Source organism: Agarivorans sp. Z349TD_8, assembly GCF_050870825.2.
GTDB lineage: Bacteria > Pseudomonadota > Gammaproteobacteria > Enterobacterales > Celerinatantimonadaceae > Agarivorans.
This window is the reverse complement of record NZ_CP194037.2, coordinates 3519809-3535343: the sequence shown is the minus strand read 5'-3', so window position 1 is coordinate 3535343 and position 15535 is coordinate 3519809. Positions and strand designations below refer to the sequence as shown.

Here is a 15535-nt window from a genome sequence, read left to right as displayed (position 1 = left end):
CTGCCTGGCTAAATAGATTGGACTTCAAGCTCACCATATTCATATCATGATCGCTAATAAACTGAGTTACTTGACTAATTACCCCAGTGGCATCGGGCAACGTTAGCTGCAGTATGGCCGCATGTGAATAGTTGATCCGTTCATGTCGTGAAGTTTTTTTTAAGACACTTAATAGCTGTAATTCTTGTGCGGTGACCGGCAGTCGAGTTTCGATTTGAATGATCGCATTATGTGTGCCCGAGACTAACATAATAAGGGTAAATTCAGAGCCAAATAGTGCCATTCGGCTATCCACGATGTTGCAACCGCAAGTTGATACCAGTTGAGTTAGTTGATTTACGATGCCGGGGCGGTTGGTACCCACCGCGGTGACTACAAGGTATTGGCTCATATTCTATTTTGTTTGTATCGCTAGATAGATGAGTTCAGGATACTTGCTTAAACAAGGGATTTCTAGCGGATAAAAAAATAGCGGGCTGTAAATGCACCGTTTCTATCAAACACTGATAGTTTTCATCTTGTGTTTATGAAAGTGGCTAAGTAGTATAGCGCCCTTACTCTGGATTGTTTTCGCCTGTCGAAGACAAATACCAGTCAAATTATTAGTTTGTTGATGTAGTGGAATATGCAACTAGTTTCTTTTTCAGCGATAAAAATCGTGTTATCAGCGACTCTCGTGACTAGCTTGGTGGCGTGTTCAAGCGGTGGTGAGCAGTTACGTCAAGCTGAGCGTAATTTTGATTATTTGAAGGCGACTCAGATCGAGCCTTTGTTTATTCCTGAAGGTGTCTCTCCACCACAGCAAAGCAAAGATTTTGTGATCCTCAATGCCCAGCCTAAAGGTGAGCCGATACTCGGATCACGAGTTGATGTGCGGTCACCGATGCAGGTGATTCCGTTGATCGCGGGAAGCCGAACAGAGAGTAGCGATGCAGGTTTAATTTTTTGGTTTGATATCTTGCTCGCGCAATCTGCCGAAGAAACCAGCCAAACGGTACTAAACCTGATTCGAGACTATATTGGTTTTCGTCAGTCATCGATTGCACGTTTAGACGAACAGCAGCGGATTGTTGAGTCAAATTGGTTAGTGGACCGAGAAATGGTCGACAGTGGCTGGTTTTTCATCAGCGATAAGGCTGTGGAGCAACGGCAGAAATTTAGTTATCAGCTACAGGTTAAGCCTCATGGAAGAACCGTTGGTTTAACAGTTAAATTAGTGGATGCAGAGCTATACCGAAATGATAATGATGTGGTCGTTGATCTGGATAGTTTTGATCGACGACGTTTAGAGATTATTGAGCTAAACCGATTAATTGGCTATGTGAATGATCGTCGAGAAGAGTTGGAAGCGCAGTTGGCAGAGAAACGTGAACAAGCGCGTTTGGCTAGCATGAGTGCGGCAGAAAAAGCACGCTTAAACGATCCTTCGGTTAGTTTGTTATTGGTTAATGATGGTGGAACGGCTTACTACAAGGCACGGGCTAATATGGATAAAACCATGAAGCGTTTGCGTATGGCTCTGCCGATCGCTGGTTTTACGATTACCGATTATATCGAGACTTCGGGTAGCTTGTATCTTACCTATAAGCGTCCAGATAGTGAGCTCTTGGAAAAACATGGTTTATCCGGGATGCAGTTTGAAGAGAAAGATTATATTTTCACTGTTGGCTCTAATGATAATATTACCCAAATCACCTTAGCAGATGATGAGGGTAAGGTGCTTAAACCTAGGGAAGTGAGCAAGTTGTATCCTTATTTGGCGATTTTGATGAAAATGGGACTGGATACGACGAATAGCTTATCGCACTAGTTCTTGTGAATGTTTCAAATAAAAGGCCCCAAATGGGGCCTTTTTAGTCTTAGCGCCTTGCGACGAATGGTATTTAAAGATTCAGTTAACAGAGCTTTAGGCTTGAATTTAGGCTGATGAGAAAGCGATTATTGCCAATCGAAATTACTAATGGCAGCAATCGGGGGAGCGGCCTGCGAAATAGGCGACATGAGAACCTTGAAGGGCTTCAAGGCATGTACAGGGGATCGTTATTTTCATCCAGTTTGATATGAGCAAATACTTGATCGAGGAGCGGCTAACTATTGTTTTTCATCCTGCGCTTGCTGGTCGGCTCTAAGATTGTTTTGCTCAATAGTTTTACGCAACTCAGCGCTAATATTAAATTTTCCTATATGCCTTAACATCATTAAATTTCCGACAATAAAACCTAATATTAAGACAATGATAAGGATCACGTATCCGCTACTCATGGCATCTCCTTAGCCGCTAGGTCGCGAGGCCTTGCATTGCAAGACTTGAAGTAAAGCTTAGTACAACCACAACGAGTAGTAAGCTGGCGGGGGGAGATTGTTTTTTAAATTGAGGGGCTAACCAAAGCAGAACCGCTAAGGTTAATAGTATGGCGACAATAACGAATTGTTTTATTTGTTGAGGATCTTGGCTCAGTTGGGGCATCGCCAGTAAATAGACGCATAAACAGAGTATGCTTAACATGGCACTGACGATACCTAAGCAAGGTAGTACTTTGTCAAACTGACTTAAGCGGTGCTTGGCTTTCACCATTAACCAGTGCGCCAAAGCAGTTGCACAGACTAGGTATGTAAATAAAAATAGCGGCTGTTGATTTAATACGACGAGCCCTGCTGCCAGCATTGGGATCCCCATGAACCACCATAACTTGAGTTTGAGGCTGCGTTTATGCTTCAGTTTATTTAGTTGAAATAGTAAGGCCCAGCCCGCAAATGCAGCGACTAGGATCAGAGCGCTTAGCCAGCTACTTTGTTGGCTTTCTATGCTAGACAAAGCCGCTAGGGTGATGAGACTGACAAGGGTGCCTAATTGACGCTGAATACGGCCTGTTTGACCGGGGCACAGTTGGCCTTTGTAAAGTACGAGCATGAGTAGTAGAAAGGCTAGACTAGCGCAACTAATTAAACTGAAGAATAGGGTTGAATAGACGCTTGGCATTAGCTCTCCGGTAAACATATATTACGAACATATTGCTCAAATATTTGCTCAATATGTTGCTCGATGGTGGTGAACCCTGCCACTTGTGCTTCACGTAAGTGGCTTAGGAGTGTGTCGGTTTCGAGTCCACTTAGCTTGATTTGGCTGCAGGCTAAGTGGCTCAGATGCCAAGGTTCAAATTCGACCCCGCCCTGAAAGCGCTGATAAGGAAAAAAGAAGCCATAAGATTTTGCATGTTGTTCTAACCAGCAAGCAAAGGAATGTTGGCAGCCCCCTGCTGCATATTCTTGAGGAATCAGTGCTAGCGAGCTGCCGGCGGGGAGTAACTGGGGATCATAGAGATCGAAGTCGGTTCCCCAGTGGTGGCGACTGGTGCCTGGCAGGGCCGACCAGCGTAAAATGGCATGCATTTTTTGTTCATCACTTAGCTCAGCTAGGCTGATGGGATGGCTGTGTTGATCTAATATGGGGCGTAAGCCCTGCCATTTATGGTTCCAGATGAGGCTTTGGCGATGGAAGTCGCGATAGCCACTATATACAGCAAGCTGGAAACCAGCTTGCGTGGCCGCGCTTGCTAAGCCGCGTAAATCCTCTAACACACCCGGATGTATCCAAGCAAAATCAGCACTGTTAACTAAACCTTGTTGGTTTAGTCCATATAGGCCTGCCTGGTGATTGGATGTGTTCATTTGGGTCCTAATACGTTCACTAATAGTTCAAAGTACATGTCAGCGAGCTGCTCTAAGTCAGCAACTTTAACAGATTCGTTCACTTTATGAATCGTTGCATTTATGGGACCTAATTCAACTACTTGGGTGCCCATTTTGGCAATAAAACGTCCATCTGACGTGCCGCCTGTGGTCAGTAGCTCAGGGGCTTTTTTGGTGACCTTGGTGACCGCTTGGCTCACCGAATTTAAAAAATCACCTTCTTCGGTTAAGAAAGGTTGGCCATTGTAGGTCCAGTCGAGTTGGTAATCTAAGCCATGACTGTCAAATATATTATGCACCCGCTGAACCAGCTGTTGATCGGTGACTTCGGTGGAGTAGCGGAAGTTAAATTGAACCTGTAATTCGCCAGGAATGACATTCGACGCGCCAGTGCCGCCGTGGATATTCGCGATTTGAAAGCTGGTTGGTGGGAAAAACTGATTTCCATTGTCCCAGTGCATGGCGGCTAGCTCGGCCAGAGCTGGTGCAACTTCATGGATAGGGTTTTTCGCTAAATGAGGGTAGGCGACATGGCCTTGCATTCCGTGTACATGAAGATCGCCAGTGAGTGAGCCTCGTCGACCATTTTTAACGACATCACCTACATGATGCGTCGAAGAGGGTTCGCCTACCAGACACATATCAATTAGCTCATTGCGGGCAATGAGGGTATCAACGACACGAGTGGTACCATTAATGAATGGGCCTTCTTCGTCTGAGGTGATAAGGAAGGCAATCGATCCTTGATGATTAGGGTGCGCTGCGACAAAGCGTTCGGTTGCAATAACCATTGCGGCCAATGAACCTTTCATATCTGCGGCGCCACGGCCGTGTAGTACTCCGTCGATCACTGTCGGCTCAAAAGGGGGCGTATGCCACTGTTCTGCTGGGCCCGGTGGGACCACATCGGTATGACCGGCAAAACAAAATAAGGGGGCTTGTTGCCCCTTACGGGCCCACATGTTAGTGGTATCCTCAAATATCATCTCTTCGATAGCAAAACCGACGTCGCTGAGGTGTTGGGCCATGAGTTTTTGGCAATCACAGTCTTCTGGTGTAACCGAAGGGCGGCTGATGAGATCTTTTGCGAGTTTTAAAACTGGGCTGTCTGACATTGAATTTAGCTTTCCGAAAAAAAGAGTTGTTGGTAAAGCTCGGCTTTAAAGCCAAGTGTAAATTGCTGATCGATTTGTAACAATGGCCGTTTGATCATCGCAGGATACTGTTCTAACAGTGCAAGTGCGGTATCTTCATCTAAATTCGCCTTTTGTTGATCACTGAGTTGACGAAAGGTGGTGCCACGTTTATTGAGTAAAGCTTGCCAACCGAGTTGTTGAGCCCATGCCTGCAGTTGCTGACTATCCAAACCATCTTTACGATAATCATGGAAAGTAAATTCTAAGTTGTGTTCATTGAGCCAACGACGGGCTTTTTTAATGGTGTCGCAGTTGGGTATGCCAAACATGACAATCTTGCTTATAGACATGTAAGTTTCCTGTTATATTTTTGCTAAGAATACCAGAGCTGGGCTGAAAGCTCATTGGGGATTTACGCTTTATGGTATTGATTTATTCTTAAACAGAGTGACAACTTAGAGCAATGGTATTGCTCATGGGTAAATTGGGGACAAAAAAAACCACGCATATAGCGTGGTTTTAGAGAGTCATTCAGTATTATTTGATGATGCGTAATACTGGTGTTTCGCTAATGGTGACAGGGCCAGACATCTTAACTAGCTCTTTAATTTCATCCATATTTGAAATGACGACAGGAGTTAGGGTTGATTTAGCTTTTTCTTCCAATACCGCCAGATCGAATTCGATGATCACATCACCTTGTTTTACTTCTTGGCCTTCGGAAGCGATGCGGGTAAAGCCTTCGCCTTTTAACTCAACAGTATCAATACCAAAGTGAACAAATAACTCGATGCCGTCGGTTGATTCTAGAGAAAACGCATGGTTAGTCTCAAAGATCTTACCAATGGTGCCGTCGCAAGGGGCAACCATTTTGTTACCGCTCGGTTTAATGGCAATTCCGTCACCTACGATTTTCTCGGCAAACACCACATCTGGCACTTCTTCAATTGGAACAATTTCGCCAGATAGTGGGGCGATAATATCAATACCGCTTTTAGTTGCACTGTCATCTGAAACCATTTTTTTGAATTTGTCGAATAGACCCATTATAGAGCTCCTGAATTCTTATGTTTATTACTGCTATCTTAACAGATGGTATTTTGTTTAACAAAAGTATCAACTAACGTTTCAATTTCTGCCGCTGTTGGTAACGAAAGAGCTTGATCGGCTAATTTCTTCACTTCAGCATAATTCGAATTACGGATTAGTTTTTTGATCCGAGGTATAGAAATGGAACTCATTGAGAATTCATCAAGGCCCATACCCATTAGTAATAAGGTTGCTGACTCATCACCGGCTAATTCACCACACATACCCGTCCACTTACCTTCCGCATGTGAGGCATCTATCACTTGCTTAATGAGGGTTAATACCGCAGGTGACATTGGGTTATATAATGCTGAAATCAATTCGTTACCACGATCAACTGCTAAAGTGTACTGGGTTAAATCATTAGTTCCAATACTAAAGAAGTCAACTTCTTTAATTAAATGATGTGCAATTGCAGCGGCGGCAGGTGTTTCCACCATTACGCCAATTTCAACGTCTTCATCAAAGGCGATATCGTTCGCTCGTAGATCCGCTTTTAGGCTCTCTAATACTGATTTTAACTTGCGGATTTCTTCGACCGCAATAATCATCGGGAACATGATGCGAACTTTACCGAAGGCTGACGCTCGGAGCAAAGCGCGCAGCTGAGCATGCATGATTTCTTCACGATCAAAGAAAATACGGATTGCACGCCAACCCAAGAAAGGATTCATTTCTTTAGGAAGGTCTAAATAAGGCAAATCTTTATCACCGCCGATATCCATGGTACGGATAATCACTGGGTGACCTTGCATCGATTCAACGACTGCTTTATACGCTTCAAACTGCTCATCTTCTGTTGGCAGTTGATCGCGGTCCATAAATAGGAATTCAGTACGGTAAAGACCCACACCCTCTGCACCATTGCGGTGAGCGCCATCAACATCTTTAATCGTACCAATGTTGGCGCAGACTTCGACTTGATGACCATCTAGAGACACAGCAGGTAAGTCTTTCAGTTTGGCTAGTTCTAGTTTTTCGTCTAAGTAAGTTTGTTGACGTTGGCGATAAACGGCTAACTGTTCTGCACTTGGGTTGATTATCACTTCATTGTTAATTGCGTCTAGAGCGATGATATCGCCATTGCTTACGCGTTGAGTGATGTCATTGGTGCCAACGATCGCCGGGAGCTCTAAAGAACGCGCCATAATTGAAGTATGTGAAGTTCTACCGCCGATATCGGTTACAAAACCGAGCACTTTATCTAAGTTGATTTGTGCAGTTTCTGAGGGGGTAAGATCATTCGCAACTAACACGACTTCTTCAGTAATAGTGCTAAGTGAAATGATCTCAATGCCTAGAATATTTTTAACTAAGCGCGAGCCGATATCGCGAAAATCGGTGGCTCGCTCTTTTAAATAGGGGTCATCTAACTCAGCTAGCATTTGGGCATTTTGCTCAATAATAGTATGAGCCGCTTTGTCTGCAGTCACTAAGTTGTCTTTGATGCAGGCTAGAATTTCTTCTTCAAGCTCTTCATCTTCTAATAGCATGATGTGACCTTCGAAGATGGCTTCTTTTTCTTCGCCGAAAGTCTTGCCTGCCATTATTTTAATTTCTTCGAGTTGAGCAGACGTTGCATTACGTGCATCGAAAAAACGTTGAATTTCGTTTTCTACTTGCGCTGCTTCGATATGAGCTTGGTTAATCACTACTTCTTGCTCTGCAAGTAGCAGTACTTTACCAAATGAAATTCCTGGAGACGCCAGAATACCTGAAATCATAACCTACACCTATTTAGTTGAAACTCGTTAATGGATAAAAAGCGACCGTATTATTCTAGTTCATCCATTAGCGCGACTAATTTTGTAACTGCTGCGGTTTCATCTGCGCCTTCAGCGCGGATAACGACACTAGTGCCTTTGGTTAAGCCTAGGGTTTGTAACTTAAATAGGCTTTTGGCACTGGCCGATTTGCCGTTACTTTCAACAGTGATATCACTTGCGAATGCTTTGGCTTCTTTAACAAATTGAGCGGCGGGACGAGTATGAAGGCCATTCTCTGCGGTAATTACAACACTTTTCTCAAACATACATACATTCCTTAATTTTGTTTTGTTGTCTAAATATTCAGTTAAGCTTAGACGTTTATAAGTAAAATATTTCCGCCAAAAAATAACGTAAAAAATGACGTCGAAGTTTAATCTATGTCAAGTTTTTAGGCTTAGTTGTACACTGTTACTTAATATTACATCGTTAAATTCAATTTAAGTTATTGATTTTTAATTACTTGTATTAATTTATCGACGTAAACAATGTATCCGTTTTGATACCTCTGTTACAAAACGATACATTGAAAACGCTAACATTTGGCGCGGGGGAGTATAGTTTTTGCAAAATTATAGCACAAGACCAGAGAGTTAATTTTCTTTGAGAATAAAGCTGTTTGACCAAAAAAAAGACGACTGAAAATTCGTCGTCTTAATATAGAGCTATTGAGCTATTGATTGATTTATTGAACGTTTTCTTGTTCAGTAAATGTATCTGCAAATAATGCACTTGATAAGTAGCGTTCGCCAGAGCTAGGTAATATCACGACGATGGTTTTATCCGCGTACTCTGCTTTTTCAGCAATCCGGTTCGCTGCGACCACTGCTGCACCAGAGGAGATCCCTGCAAGAATACCTTCTTCCTCCATTAAGCGCTGAGCCATCGCAATCGCATCTTCATTGCTCACTTGTTCGACCAGATCGACTAAATCTAAGTCAAGGTTACCAGGAATAAAGCCTGCGCCAATCCCTTGGATCTTGTGTGGTCCAGGAGTAAGTTCTTCACCCGCTTTGGCTTGAGTGATCACTGGAGAATCTACGGGTTCAACCGCAACGGAAGTAATACTTTTTCCTTGTTGTTGCTTGATGTAGCGGCTCACACCGGTGATGGTTCCGCCAGTACCAACGCCTGCGACAATGACATCAACTTCGCCGTCGGTATCTTCCCAAATCTCAGGCCCAGTGGTTTTTTCATGAATTTCTGGGTTGGCAGGATTGTCAAACTGGCCAAGTAAAATGTATTTTTCTGGGCTACTATCGCGGATTTCTTCCGCCTTGGTAATTGCCCCTTTCATGCCTTTAGCACCTTCGGTTAAGACTAGATTTGCTCCTAAAGCTTTGAGTAATTTACGACGTTCTAGGCTCATGGTATTAGGCATCGTTAGTGTAATTGGATAGCCACGAGAGGCTGCCACAAAGGCTAAAGCAATGCCGGTATTACCACTGGTGGGTTCAATGATTTCTTTTCCAGGACCAAGCAAACCTTTTTTCTCTGCATCCCAAACTAAGTTGGCACCAATACGACACTTCACACTGAAGCTTGGGTTGCGGCTTTCCACCTTCGCAAGAATGTTGCCTTTGTTGACTCGATTAAGACGAACTAATGGCGTACGGCCAATGGTTAGCGAGTTATCTTCATAAATTTTACTCATTGAAACTTCCTTATGGGCTAATGACGGTTGCTACAATCAGTGGTCAATGGCACTCAGCAACATAAATCGTAGTACTAGCATAGCGTGCTTATTTGTAAGGTGAAGTAACGTTTATTTATAACGTTATGTAATTAAGAGATAAATTGATATGAGTTTTAGTGTCTGAAGGGCAAAGTTTTCTCTACGATAGTCGGTCTATAGATTGAACCCCAACAGCAGCCTATCAATATTGTAAGTGCGAGGTTTAACTGGCGGGACGTGATGCATCCATTTACTGAAGATATTAAAGTGCCTATTTTGAGTTTAGCTTTTTTAGCTAGTCATACTGAAGCAGGCTATAGTGGAGGCGGGAGTAAAGCGTTAATTGCGCTGAGTTAAGGAACAATTGGTATGAATAGAGTGAGTGGCTTAGCGATTAAACATTGGCTGTTGGCGATGCTGTTATTTGCCGTTTATGGGATTCAAGTATGCCCTTTTTTAGAAGCTCAAACGGTATTTCAGTTGTTACTTCCGATTGTCATTAGTTTTATTGTTACCTCTAGCGTTCGAATTATTGCGATGCAATTTATCGAAAACTCAGAGTTGGCGCGGCAAGTGCGGCTTCAATTCAAGTTGGACTTTATACTCTTTATTTTGGCTGCGTTGATGATTGTTGGCTATAACAGTTATTTTTTTGATCCGCCCTGGGAGTCACACCTAAAAGTTATACTTGGCCTGACGGCGCTTGGTTTTTATGTCGCTAGTGATTTAGCGCTGGCGAAAGAATGGGATATTGCGAAGCAATTAAGTCGTCATCAGCTACATCTACCTTTAAATAATAAAGCGTTATCGGTGAGTCAGAAGTTTTCTGCATTTGCGGCGATTAGCACCCTTATATTGGCGGGGGTGATTTTTTTAGTGATTAACAAGGATCTTGATTGGTTAGTGAATGTAGGAAGTGAACGTTACCCATTGGCTACGGCCCAAAGATACATTGTTATTGAGGTCTCCTTTGTGTTGTTGGTGGTGATGTCCTATGTGTTGCGGGTGATCATGAGTTATTCGAAAAATTTACAACTGTTATTGGAAAATGAGAATCAAACCTTAGCGAAGGTACAGCTGGGACAATTCGATACCCAAGTTACGATTAGTAGTAATGATGAGTTTGGACTGATGGCCCAGCGAACCAATGCCATGATTAGTAGTTTGCAACACAGCACCCGGGCCTTGCAACAAACCCGAGATATCACCATCCATAGTCTCGCGAGCCTTGCTGAGACTCGGGATAACGAGACCGGAGCACACATCCTACGGACAAAATATTATGTGAAAGCCTTGGCTGAGGCTTTACGTGAACAGCCTGATTTTGCCGAGCAACTCAGCGATCAAACCATCGATTTGATGTATAAATCTGCGCCACTGCACGATATCGGTAAGGTTGGGATCCCGGATGCTATTTTATTGAAACCAGGTCAGTTGGATACAGAACAGTGGGATACGATGCGTCAGCACCCACAAATTGGAGCAAATGCTTTAGCTGCGGCTGAGCTGCAATTCCCTAGTGAAGACACCGCATTTTTACAATATGCAAAACAAATCGCTTTATCTCACCATGAAAAATGGGATGGCTCGGGTTACCCGCAAGGTTTATCTGGGGCGGCGATCCCCTTGAGTGCGCGCTTAATGGCCCTGGCTGATGTTTATGATGCCTTGATTAGTAAACGAGTCTATAAGCCTGCGTTCAGTCACGAAAAAGCTAAGCAGATCATTCTTGAGGGGAAGGGAAAACATTTTGATCCAGCGGTGGTTGAAGCATTTTGTCAAAGCGAGTCGCAATTTTTAGATATTGCAGCTCGCTATCAAGATAAAGAGCCACAAGCAGTGGCTTAGTTCAGCCGCGGCTAAGGGATTATTGTTGCTGTTTTTGTTTAAGCAATGGTTTGCGGTAGATATCGACCCAAATAGCGGTCGCACCGCACACGGCGACTGGCATAATAATAAGATTTAATAGCGGTAGCGTGCTACAAAATAACACGATTGCACCAAAGCCACTGTTTCTTAAGCGATGTTGTTTTAATTGGTCGCGCATCGTGGAGAAGGGAATTCGATGATTATCAAAGGGGTAATCGATATATTGAATGCTCATCATCCAAGCGGTAAATAGAAACCACAGTACGGGGGCGATGGTTTGGCCGATTGCCGGAATTAAAAACAATAGTAGCAGGCCCAGCGCTTTAGGTAACCAATACCATAATTTTTGCCATTCTCGCGAAAAAATTCGCGGTAAGTCTTTTACTAATTCGAGCAGTGAAGTGTCGGCAATTTTTTCACCACAGAGGTGTTGCTCAACTTTCTCTGCCAGTAAGCCGTTAAATGGTGCCGCTATCCAATTGCCGATGATGCTAAAGGTAAAGCCAAAGACCAGCATAATTGCAACGATGGCACTGGGCCAAATGAACCAGCTTAGCCAATCCAGCCAGCTGGGGAGGTAGTCGAGGATTTGCTGAACCCAGCCCCCGAGTTGTTGGTATAAAACAATAAAGGCCGCGCTAAATAAAATGATATTAGCGAGTAGTGGGATCATCACAAACAGTCTTAGTCCAGGTTGACTGATAAGCTGAAAACCCTGGGCAATATAAGAAATACCGCTACGAGAAGCTAGCGAGGTGTGCGCCATTATTGTGATCCTTGAATAGTTTATAGACCGTCATATTACAAAGCGTTGGCCGCTCTGGTAAAGTCTCGGCTAATAATATAAATCGATAAGCAAACTAGTGTATGCGTTTGAAACAAATTCGCCTAGCCGGATTTAAGTCTTTTGTTGACCGAACAACAATTCCCTTCCCGACCGACATGACCGCGATTGTCGGGCCGAATGGTTGTGGTAAATCTAACGTGATCGATGCGGTGCGTTGGGTACTGGGTGAAAGTAACGCTCGCCACCTGCGTGGTGGCGCGATGACCGATGTGATCTTTAATGGTTCTACCAAACGGGCGGCGGTGTCGAAGGCGATGGTAGAGTTGATCTTTGATAATAGCCAAGGGCGGATCGGTGGAGAGTTTGCTAGTTATGCTGAAATTGCGGTTCGCCGGGAGGTGAGTCGAGATGGGCAGAATCACTACCTGTTAAATGGTAGCAAGTGCCGTAAGCGCGATATTACCGATTTGTTTTTGGGGACGGGCTTAGGGCCGCGTAGTTATGCGATTATCGAACAAGGCATGATTAGTCGGCTCATTGAATCCAAACCGCAGGAATTACGGGTATTTATCGAAGAAGCGGCGGGTGTCTCTAAATATAAAGAACGTCGTCGTGAAACCGAGCTGCGGATTAAACATACTGACGAAAATATTTTGCGTTTACGCGATATTGAGTCGGAATTGGCCCAGCAGGTGAATAAGCTTAAAACGCAAGCACAGGCAGCAAAACGTTATCGCCAATACCGGGCTCGTCATCGAGAGCTTAAGGCCTTGTTATGTTTACAGGAGTTACGGAAGTTAGACAATAGTATTGATGGTGGCGAGCAATACCATGCTGATGCCGAGCAAAAACAGCGTGCCGAAGAGCATCTGCTTAGCCAATGTGAAAACCAATCAACCTTGCTAGCGAATCAAATCCTTGAACAACAACAATTACAACAAAATTTGCAACAGCAGCATTTCGAACTGAGAACACAGTTGGCGAAGTTGGAGCAGCAGCAACTGCATACCAAGCAACAGCAAAGTCTGAGTCAGCAAGCTCAACAGCAGAATATTGAACAGCAGCAAGCGCTCGAACAAAACTTAGCTTTACTTGAAACTCAGCGGGTACAGGAGCAGCTGAACCTGCAACAGCTTGAAGCTGAAATGGACTTACAACAACAGCTGATGCTGGAAATGATGCCGCAACTGGAAGCCGCTGAGCAGCGGCATCGTCAGTTAGAGGCTGAACAAGGCTTAGCGAGCGCTCAGCAGCAGCAAGTTCAACAGCAGCTTCGGCAAACCGAGTCTCAGTTGGGGCATTGCCAGCAGATGCAGCAACGTCATCAGCAGCAAATTTCGCAACTACAACATCAATTATCAACTTTAGTTGCTGTTGATGTTGAGCAAATCGCTTTACTGCAACAACAATTACAACAGGGGGAAGCGCAGCAGGAGCAATTGCAGCAGCAGTTCACTCAAGTGAGCAACGATTTACAACAGCAGCGAGCTGAACTTGAGCAACTCAAGTTGCAACAGCAACAACTTCAATTAACTTATACTGCGGAGCAGACCCGTTTGCAGGGAGTGAACAAATTGTTGGCGCAGGTTGATAGCAAGGCCAAGCGTCCGCTAATGGATGTTCTTGGGGTGAGTGAAGGTTGGCAGCGTGCAGCGGATGTGGTTTTAGCTGGATGGTTGCAAGCTGAATGGTGTGAACAGCTTGACTCAGATTATCCTTTGGCCTTAAGTGCGGTTGCAGCGCCTTTAAAATTGCCTCGGGCGCCTCAATTGCAAGGTTTAGCTAGCTTGGCCGAACATTTAGAAAATGTCGAGCTGAGTTATTTGTGTGAATCGGTGTTGCTGGTGGAGTCGTTGACCCAGGCGTTTGAGCTTCGAGAGTATTTAAGCCCTCATCAGTCTTTGATTACGCCACAAGGAGAGTGGTTAGGTAAATATTGGCAGCGCCTTAAGGTTCCTCATCAGCAGCTCTCGGTGCTTAGCTGGCAGCAGGAACGGCAGCATCTGCAACAGCGTTTAGCGGAAATTAAACAACAAGATGAGCGCTTAGAACAACAACTTAAGCAACAAAGCCAAAATATTGAGCGCTTACAACAGCAGCAACAACATGAGCAGTTCGCCTTAGATACTTTAATCATCGAGCAAGCCGATTGTCGCAGTCGTTTTGCTTTATTAGAGCAGCAACAGTTGTTTTCGCAGCAACAACGGCAACAGTTGAGCCAACAAGTTGATGAATTAAATGTTCAATTAGAACAAGATCAAGAAAGCCAACTGCTGTTAGAAGAGCAATTAGAGTTGCAGCAAGCTGAGCTAGATGAAGCGCAGTTTAAGCTGACACAACTGCAACAGCAAAATGATACCGCCGCAGACTCGGTCAAGCAGCTTGGCCATCATACTCAGCAGCAACAAACTCGGCTGCATGAGTTGCAACTGGCTATCCAGAAGCAGCAGGCGCAATATGCGAATCAGCAACAGCAGCAGCACTATCAGCAGCAACGGTTGCAGGAGTTGGCTGAGCAACTGTTGACGCAACCGGAAGTATCTAGTGAGCAACTCGAAATTTTGGCGGAGCAAATCGAACAATTGCTAGAGCAAAGCTTAGTTATCGAAGACCAGCAGAGCGTTGTCGCCAGCGCGTATCAACAAAGTATTGCAGAGCAACAACAGTTACAACAAACTATCAAGCAGACTCAGCTTACCTTGAAACAGCTCGTTGAAGCCGGCACCGAGCGACGTATTCAGCAGCAGAATTTATTGGCAAGGCGAAGCTTACTATTGGAGCAGTTAGCGGAACAGGGTGAGAACCTGAAGCATCTAGAGTTGTCTTTACCCGAGGCGAGTCTGGAAGACGACTACGCCACTGAATTAGCACAGCTTGATCAACGTTTGAAACGTTTGGGTGCGGTAAACTTAGCTGCCGAAGAAGAATATGATCAACAGAATAGCCGTTATCAAGAGTTGTCGGCCCAATTATTAGATTTAGAATCTGCGATTGAGGTCTTGAGAGCTGCGATTATGAAAATTGATCGACAAACCCGTTCTAAATTTAGTGAAACATTTGCTAAAGTAGATGCGGACTTACAGCTATTGTTCCCGAAAGTGTTTGGTGGCGGTAAAGCCTGGTTAGAACTTTCGTCTGACGATTTACTGGAGACCGGCGTGACGATTATGGCTCGTCCTCCGGGGAAAAAAAATGCTAGCATTAGCTTATTATCGGGAGGGGAAAAGGCCCTTACCGCATTAGCCTTAGTATTTGCGATATTTCGCTTAAATCCGGCACCGTTTTGTATGCTTGATGAAGTGGATGCACCCTTAGATGAAGTAAATGTGGGACGTTTTGCTGATTTAGTGCATAGTATGTCCGATTCGGTACAGTTTATATTTATAAGTCACAATAAAGTGACCATGGAGAAGGCCTCGCAACTTGCTGGGGTTACAATGCAGGAGCCAGGCGTATCGCGTCTGGTGGCGGTGGACATCGCAGAAGCGATAGCCATGGTGGAATAATAGGTAGAGAATAGTTA

At 44.3% G+C, this 15535-nt stretch carries 13 protein-coding genes and 1 pseudogene; 3 read left to right on the top strand and 11 right to left on the bottom strand.

Translation table 11 applies throughout. From position 1 onward, the window contains the following. Positions 1-229 precede the first annotated feature (229 nt). Positions 230-391 (bottom strand): annotated as a pseudogene (locus tag ACRRS1_RS15945) (glycine cleavage system protein R); the annotation flags it as partial. Between the two features lie 234 nt (positions 392-625). On the opposite strand from ACRRS1_RS15945, the gene bamC reads away from it, so the two are divergent. Then, on the top strand, positions 626-1810 hold the full coding sequence (gene bamC, locus ACRRS1_RS15940; RefSeq protein ID WP_432467403.1) for an outer membrane protein assembly factor BamC: 1185 nt from the start codon (positions 626-628) through the stop codon (positions 1808-1810). A 281-nt stretch (positions 1811-2091) separates the two neighbouring features. Here the strand turns inward: bamC and ACRRS1_RS15935 are convergent, their stop codons facing one another. From ACRRS1_RS15935 to cysK, 9 genes are all read right to left on the bottom strand, one after another. Continuing rightward, positions 2092-2262 carry a DUF2897 family protein gene (locus ACRRS1_RS15935; protein WP_432467404.1) on the bottom strand — a complete coding sequence of 57 codons (171 nt, stop codon included), beginning with the start codon at positions 2260-2262 and terminating at the stop codon, positions 2092-2094. Between the two features lie 16 nt (positions 2263-2278). Next, positions 2279-2980 (bottom strand): hypothetical protein, encoded by a 702-nt coding sequence (locus tag ACRRS1_RS15930; RefSeq protein ID WP_432452214.1) that lies wholly within the window; start codon positions 2978-2980, stop codon positions 2279-2281. Continuing rightward, entirely contained in the window at positions 2980-3669 is a 690-nt protein-coding gene (locus tag ACRRS1_RS15925; protein WP_432452215.1) for a M15 family metallopeptidase, read from the bottom strand. Before ACRRS1_RS15925 ends, ACRRS1_RS15930 begins: the two co-directional genes overlap by 1 nt. Continuing rightward, positions 3666-4805 carry a succinyl-diaminopimelate desuccinylase gene (gene dapE / locus ACRRS1_RS15920; RefSeq protein WP_432452216.1) on the bottom strand — a complete coding sequence of 380 codons (1140 nt, stop codon included), beginning with the start codon at positions 4803-4805 and terminating at the stop codon, positions 3666-3668. The genes ACRRS1_RS15925 and dapE overlap by 4 nt, the downstream gene beginning before the upstream one ends. A 5-nt stretch (positions 4806-4810) precedes the next feature. Further along, on the bottom strand, positions 4811-5176 hold the full coding sequence (locus tag ACRRS1_RS15915) for an ArsC family reductase (RefSeq protein WP_432467405.1): 366 nt from the start codon (positions 5174-5176) through the stop codon (positions 4811-4813). A gap of 187 nt (positions 5177-5363) precedes the next feature. Beyond that, complete coding sequence (crr, locus tag ACRRS1_RS15910) at positions 5364-5873, bottom strand: PTS glucose transporter subunit IIA (protein WP_432452218.1); 510 nt, start codon at positions 5871-5873, stop codon at positions 5364-5366. 38 nt (positions 5874-5911) lie between these two features. Next, positions 5912-7639 carry a phosphoenolpyruvate-protein phosphotransferase PtsI gene (gene ptsI / locus ACRRS1_RS15905; protein ID WP_432452219.1) on the bottom strand — a complete coding sequence of 576 codons (1728 nt, stop codon included), beginning with the start codon at positions 7637-7639 and terminating at the stop codon, positions 5912-5914. A 50-nt stretch (positions 7640-7689) separates the two neighbouring features. Then, positions 7690-7947: an HPr family phosphocarrier protein gene (locus ACRRS1_RS15900; RefSeq protein ID WP_432452220.1), complete on the bottom strand. Its 258-nt coding sequence runs from the start codon at positions 7945-7947 to the stop codon at positions 7690-7692. A gap of 419 nt (positions 7948-8366) precedes the next feature. Further along, positions 8367-9335 (bottom strand): cysteine synthase A, encoded by a 969-nt coding sequence (gene cysK / locus ACRRS1_RS15895; protein WP_432452221.1) that lies wholly within the window; start codon positions 9333-9335, stop codon positions 8367-8369. 390 nt (positions 9336-9725) lie between these two features. On the opposite strand from cysK, the gene ACRRS1_RS15890 reads away from it, so the two are divergent. After that, entirely contained in the window at positions 9726-11204 is a 1479-nt protein-coding gene (locus ACRRS1_RS15890) for an HD domain-containing phosphohydrolase (RefSeq protein ID WP_432467406.1), read from the top strand. Positions 11205-11223: 19 nt separating this feature from the next. Here the strand turns inward: ACRRS1_RS15890 and cysZ are convergent, their stop codons facing one another. Further along, entirely contained in the window at positions 11224-11991 is a 768-nt protein-coding gene (gene cysZ, locus ACRRS1_RS15885) for a sulfate transporter CysZ (protein WP_432452223.1), read from the bottom strand. 101 nt (positions 11992-12092) lie between these two features. Between cysZ and smc the strand changes: the two genes are divergently transcribed. Beyond that, the gene (smc, locus tag ACRRS1_RS15880) at positions 12093-15518 is read left to right on the top strand and encodes a chromosome segregation protein SMC (protein ID WP_432467407.1); all 3426 of its coding nucleotides are present in this window, start codon (positions 12093-12095) and stop codon (positions 15516-15518) included. Positions 15519-15535 lie beyond the last annotated feature (17 nt).